Annotated in this window: 5 protein-coding genes and 1 pseudogene; 2 read left to right on the top strand and 4 right to left on the bottom strand. The window is 63.2% G+C overall.

The window, feature by feature from the left end:
- The 3 genes from TRIHO_RS00085 to TRIHO_RS00075 form a co-directional block, all read right to left on the bottom strand.
- On the bottom strand, positions 1–499 hold a 499-nt coding region (locus tag TRIHO_RS00085; RefSeq protein ID WP_408646147.1), incomplete at its 3' end, for a nickel/cobalt transporter.
- A 1-nt stretch (position 500) separates the two neighbouring features.
- On the bottom strand, positions 501–1,172 hold the full coding sequence (locus tag TRIHO_RS00080; protein ID WP_068239034.1) for a DUF1007 family protein: 672 nt from the start codon (positions 1,170–1,172) through the stop codon (positions 501–503).
- A 105-nt stretch (positions 1,173–1,277) separates the two neighbouring features.
- Positions 1,278–1,886 carry a carboxymuconolactone decarboxylase family protein gene (locus TRIHO_RS00075; protein ID WP_068239032.1) on the bottom strand — a complete coding sequence of 203 codons (609 nt, stop codon included), beginning with the start codon at positions 1,884–1,886 and terminating at the stop codon, positions 1,278–1,280.
- Positions 1,887–2,079: 193 nt separating this feature from the next.
- Here TRIHO_RS00075 and parE point away from each other — a divergent pair, with 193 nt between their 5' ends.
- Complete coding sequence (gene parE / locus TRIHO_RS00070) at positions 2,080–4,038, top strand: DNA topoisomerase IV subunit B (protein WP_068239030.1); 1,959 nt, start codon at positions 2,080–2,082, stop codon at positions 4,036–4,038.
- 40 nt (positions 4,039–4,078) lie between these two features.
- Here the strand turns inward: parE and TRIHO_RS24090 are convergent.
- Positions 4,079–4,749: pseudogene (locus TRIHO_RS24090) on the bottom strand (IS5/IS1182 family transposase).
- Between the two features lie 180 nt (positions 4,750–4,929).
- On the opposite strand from TRIHO_RS24090, the gene TRIHO_RS00060 reads away from it, so the two are divergent.
- The gene (locus tag TRIHO_RS00060) at positions 4,930–5,529 is read left to right on the top strand and encodes a hypothetical protein (RefSeq protein ID WP_068239029.1); all 600 of its coding nucleotides are present in this window, start codon (positions 4,930–4,932) and stop codon (positions 5,527–5,529) included.
- Positions 5,530–6,016 lie beyond the last annotated feature (487 nt).

Genomic DNA, 6,016 nt, shown 5'->3' with positions numbered 1-6,016 from the left:
ACACCCGCCGCAGGCCACGCTGTACAAGATACAGGCCAAGGAGCGCCATCAACCCATAGGACACCGGGGCCAACAGGCGCTCCGCCGCGCCGGTCATCTGCTCGCGGCCCCAGTCAAACGCCAGGACACCTGCCAGCACCAACAGCACCGCCGTGCCCGCCTGCGCCAGGGACGAGACCACCGCCAGCGCCGACAGCCGCCACAGGGTGACCGCCCGCCCAAGCCCATAGCCGCCGATCACCAGCTTGCCATGTCCCGGCCCCGCCGCGTGAAAGAACCCATAGGCAAAACAGGTCGCCATCAGCCCCCACCAGGCGCCGGGCTGACCGCCCTTGAGTGCGCGCAATCCCTGCGCCATGGCGTTTTGCGCACTGCGTTGCGCCTCGGCTGCGGCCCGCAACAGCGGCTCCGCGCCGCCAAATCCCCACAGCCACAGCGCCAGCCCGAAGGCCCCGAGCAGCAGCACCACCGCAAGCGCAGGCAGGATCCGCGCCGCCATCTCAGGCGTCACAGTCCAGCATCACCGTGGTGGCAAAGGCCGCCCCGACCTCCGGATAGGCATCCTCGGCCTGTGATGACGGCATCGAATACAGCAGCTCTTCGACCAATGTGTAGGCCTGATCGAGATCCGGCGCGCGGGTCAGGGCGGTGCAGGGCCCTGTCACCTCGACCCCGCGGCTGACGTCATAGGCAGTGTAATAGGTCGGATCATAGGGCCGCAGGGTGACACCGCCCGCAGGCACGCCGGTCTCGTCCCCCGCCGCCGCCTCTGGCGCGCGCACGCTGCGCCGGTGGCGGGTGGTGATGATCCCATCAGCCACCTCGGTGCTCAGATGCTGCGGCGGCCCCAGCGTCAGGGTCTCTTCGCCCGCCATGGCATAAAGGTCCCCCTCAAAGCCCGGCGACCAGTTCAGATCGAACCCCTGCAAGCGCGCCAGCTCGTCCGCAGTCAGCGCCCCGTCGAAATCCGAATCCAGCATCAGATCCTCGAAAATCAGCAGCGAATAGAAATCGTCATAGGCCCAGGTCACCTCGACCGCCTGCAAACGCCCCGCCGCATCCACCTCCAGCCGCAACCCGGTATCGACAAAGATATGCGGATGCGCCAGAAGCGGCGCCGGCAGCAAGGCGGGCGTCAGGACAGAGAGGCAAAACAGGGCAATTTTGTTCATGTTATAACGTCTACGACCAAGTCCCGTCCCCCTCAAGCGGCCAATCGCCCGGCCGCCGGGCTTACGCCGGTTTCCGCCCGTCCCGATCGCGGCGCCAGCACCTGCTCAGCCATGGCCCCAATCGCTGGGATCCGCGCTGTTGCCGGGGCTGAGGCCAAGCACCTCGCTCTCGGTCGAACAGCCCAGTCCCAGAACGGTGCGATTGGCATAGGCGAAATAGGCGACCACCTGGTTGATCTCCAGAATTTCACCGTCGCTCATCCCCACATCGCGCAGCGGGCGGACATCCTCGACCGTCATCGCCGATGGCTGCTCGGTCAGCTTCTGCGCATAGCGCATCGCCGCCTTTTCCTGCCCCCGCACCGGCGTCCCCTCGATGTCACGCGCCCGCAGCGCGGCGAGGATCGCCTCCGACCGTTCATCGTCCTTCATCTGCCGCTTCAACCCGGCAAAGTGATGGTCGATGCAATAGTCACAGCCGTTCAGAACCGACACCCAGATCCCCAGCACTTCGAGAAACCACTTGGGATGGGCATTGGCGGTATGATGCAGCACGTTCTTGTACAGCGTCATATGGCCTTCCATCGAATGCGGCCGCAGGGAGTGCAGCTGCATGATGTTGTCCACCTCGCCGTTCGGCCCTGCCAGTCGTTCATAGAGCTTGCGCAATTTCCCGGTTGCCCTGTCGAACCCGATCGTTTCGATCCACGCCATCACTCACCTCCTAACAGATACAGTCCCAAGGTGTATTGCCCGCGCCGATGTTTGCAAGGGCACAGATGAACTTGCCCGCTCCGGTTGATCCCGCCATCGACAGGCGCCGCCGCGGCGCAGGCCCCTTTCCCCGCCCCGGAACATGCGTCATACTGCCCGCCAACCAACACCAACAATGAGCAGCGCCCACCCCATGGCCGACGATCTTCTCAGCCCCAACGAACCCGACTCCTACGACGCCTCCTCCATCGAAGTCCTCGAAGGTCTCGAACCTGTGCGCCAGCGCCCCGGCATGTATATCGGCGGCACCGACGAACGGGCGCTGCACCATATGGTGGCCGAGATCCTCGACAACTCCATGGACGAGGCGGTGGCCGGTCACGCCAACCGGATCGAGGTCACGCTGAACGCCGACTATTCCGTCACCGTCACCGACAATGGCCGCGGCATCCCGATCGACCCGCATCCGAAGTTCCCCGACAAATCGGCGCTGGAGGTGATCCTGTGCACGCTGCACGCGGGCGGCAAATTCTCGGGCAAGGCCTATCAGACCTCGGGCGGTCTGCACGGGGTCGGCTCTTCTGTGGTCAACGCCCTCTCCGACAGTCTCGTGGTGCAGGTGGCCAAGAACAAGGAACTGTTCGAGCAGCGGTTTTCACGCGGCATCCCGCTTGGCCCGGTCGAAAAGATCGGCGCCGCCCCGAACAAGCGCGGCACCTTCGTGACCTTTCACGCCGATGAACAGATCTTTGGCACCCACCGCTTCAAGCCCAAGCGCCTCTTTACCCTCGCCCGCTCCAAGGCCTATCTGTTCTCCGGGGTGGAAATCCGCTGGAAATCCGCCATCGACGACGGCGAAACCCCGACCGAGGCCACCTTCCACTTTCCCGGCGGGCTCAAGGATTACCTCACCGAGGTGCTTGGCAAATCCACCGTCTATGCAGACGTGCCCTTTGCCGGCAAGGTCGAGTTTCGCGAAAAATTCGGCGAACCCGGCTATGTGGAATGGGCGATCAACTGGACGCCCTCGCGCGATGGTTTCACCCAGTCCTACTGTAACACCGTCCCCACGCCCGAGGGCGGCACCCATGTCGCCGGCTTCTGGGCCGCCATCCTCAAGGGGATCAAGGCCTACGGCGAACTCGTCGGCAACAAGAAAGCCGCCAGTATCACCCGGGACGACCTGATGGCGGGCGGCTGCGGGCTGGTCTCCTGCTTCATTGCCGACCCGGCCTTTGTCGGCCAGACCAAGGACCGCCTGTCCACCGAAGGCGCGGCGCGCATGGTGGAAAACTCGGTGCGCGACCACTTTGACAACTGGCTCGCCGCCGATACCAAATCCGCCGGCGCCATCCTCGATTTCCTGGTGCTGCGGGCCGAGGAACGCCTGCGCCGCAAGCAGGAAAAAGAGACCCAGCGCAAATCGGCCACCAAGAAACTGCGCCTGCCCGGCAAGCTCACCGATTGCACCTCAAAAGACCGCTCCGGCACCGAATTGTTCATCGTCGAGGGCGACTCCGCCGGCGGCTCCGGCAAGGGCGCGCGCTACCGCGAATACCAGGCGCTCCTGCCGCTCAAGGGCAAGATCCTCAACGTTCTCGGCGCCGCCTCGGGCAAGCTGACCTCGAATGCCGAGATCCGCGACCTCTGCGAGGCGCTCGGCGTCGGGCTCGGCACCAAATTCAACCTCGACGATCTGCGCTATGACAAGATCATCATCATGACCGACGCGGACGTCGACGGCGCCCATATCGCCTCGCTCCTGATGACCTTCTTCTTCACCCAGATGCGCCCGCTGATCGACAGCGGCCACCTGTACCTCGCCTGCCCGCCCCTGTTCCGCCTGACCCAGGGCGCCAAACGCGTCTACTGCCTGGATGAGGCCGAACGCGACATGTGGCTGGAAAAAGGCCTCGGCGGCAAAGGCAAGATCGACGTCTCCCGCTTCAAAGGTCTCGGCGAAATGGATGCCAAGGACCTCAAAGAGACCACCATGGACCCCAAGACCCGGAAATTGATCCGGGTGACCATCGACGAAGACGAACCCGGCGAAACCAGCGACCTGGTCGAGCGCCTGATGGGCAAAAAACCCGAACTGCGCTACCAGTATATCCAGGACAACGCCAAATTCGTGGAGGAGCTGGATGTTTGAGGCGGCGACATCGGGAAGCAGGCTTCAGGCTCATTGATTTTCAGCGCCAGCACAAGAGGATCGCGACGCGGATGTAGGCTGGGCAAACGGTTTGCAGACACCGGTCGTATCTTGTCGCGATGCGTCGCCAATCCTTGAGGCGACCGACCTGGATTCCGGCCCGGTTGCACCGTGTGGGCCGCCTTTTGTCGCATCTCCCGACCTTCTTTCGGGATTTTCCGTCCGGGGGGGCATGCCTTTGTCCCCATGCCTTTGTCTGTCTTTGCCCCATGTCTTTCCCCCTTTGTCTTTCAACGCGTCTCTGAGCCAATCAGCATCATCGCTCGGATCAACGAGCAGCCATCCCGCCTCCGGCAGGCCACTCACCTGGCCTGCGGGCGATGAAGAACCCGAACGACTGTCCCTTGGCGTCCGCAGCGGCATGCAACGGAGTGTTCATCCCGGCTGTCATGCGACCTGTCTGGCGGTCGCGCGCCCCTTTTGGCCGACCATGATCCGGGCGAAAACGCCATTGCCGCTCCAACGTTTGCCGCGACTGACGCGGGTCTTGGCCGGACCGGGTTCTTTCGGCGCATCCCGCCAGCGCAAGCCATTGTGATCGATAAATATTGTACCGCCAAGGACACGATGGCCATCGTCGCGCATTGCCACGGCACTTGGGAAGGCTGGCACTTGGAAAAGAACGCTCTCAGACTGCCCCCCCAACGGCACGCCCCGGCATCCCCCTTCATCTTTTCCCAAATACCTCCGCCGGAGGCTCCCTCGGCAGCCTCACCCGCATCGCGCTCGACCCAACACACAAAAAAAATCACCCGCCCCCGTGAATAATCCCTGCCTCGGCCGTGTTTCCTATGCATCAACGCAAACGCATTGCAAAAAAGGAACATCAAAATGGCCGAAACCATCAAGATCGCAGGCAAAGCCTTCCCCGCAGACGTCCCCGGCATGCTCAAGCACAACAGCATGCGCAACACCTTCGGCAACTGGATCGCGCGCGAGAAAAAGGTCCTGCTGCCCAATATCAAATGCACCATCGCGATGATGAACAAACAGGACGGCCCCGGCCTCTTCCGGGACTATTTCGACGAGGCCCTCCCCGACAGCCAGCGCATCGACCTGCCAATCAACATCTACAGCCTTTTGAAACAAGAAGCCGAAAGCGACACCCCCCGCGCCGCTGCTTTCAAGGTGATCTTCGCGAAGGCGCAGAAATTCATCACCGGGCCGCTCGACCATTTCAAATCCGAATTCTTCGACTCAAAAACCTTCCGCGATTTCGTGATCAAACAGCTTGGCCAAAACGACGCCAAGAAAGAGGCAAAAGCCCAGGGGATCAAGGATGACAAGGCCCTGTTCGAGATTTTCATCCTCGCCAACAGCGACCGCAAGGACGAGGCGGTGAAACAGGCCAAGGCACTGGCAAAAAAGGAAAAACTCTCCAAGGACAAAGAAGAGAGCCTGCTCCGCCAGATCACCAAGGGCCGGATGTAAGCGCCCCGCCAACAAAGGCCGTTGCGCCCCCGGCGCACGCCCCCCTCGCGCGGCCTTACCCCCCCTGTGCCATACTGCCTCTGTCGCGACATTTGGGCTGCGGACTGACACCCCGCCGCCCGACCAGGAGAACAGGGCCCCAGAGACCACCCTCACCCGGGTGCAGGGGATCCGGCCAGACGCGGGGACACCGCGCCACCTCTCCGCCTCCCCGGGGATTTCAAAACCCTCGTGGCGGCGCCGCCATTGACCCTTTGTCTTGCCCTGCCCGGTTTGGTGCGGCCACAAGACAAGACACCGACAACGGATTGATCCCACGCCCCGATCGTGGCTACACTTCTCCCGACACCCGGGTCGAGAGGAGCGTTTTGCGTGCCGGATCGCCGTGCCGCGCCACTGTGCTGGGGGCGACGTGCCCGCTCTTTCGCGGCCTGTTCTGCCCCGCCCACTGGCACCCTACGCCACCCCATGCCGCACACGGCACCAC

Origin of the sequence: Tritonibacter horizontis, assembly GCF_001518015.1 — a bacterium.
Taxonomy (GTDB): domain Bacteria; phylum Pseudomonadota; class Alphaproteobacteria; order Rhodobacterales; family Rhodobacteraceae; genus Epibacterium; species Epibacterium horizontis.
The sequence above is the reverse complement of the archived record's forward strand: the minus strand, read 5'-3'. Positions and strand labels throughout refer to the sequence as shown.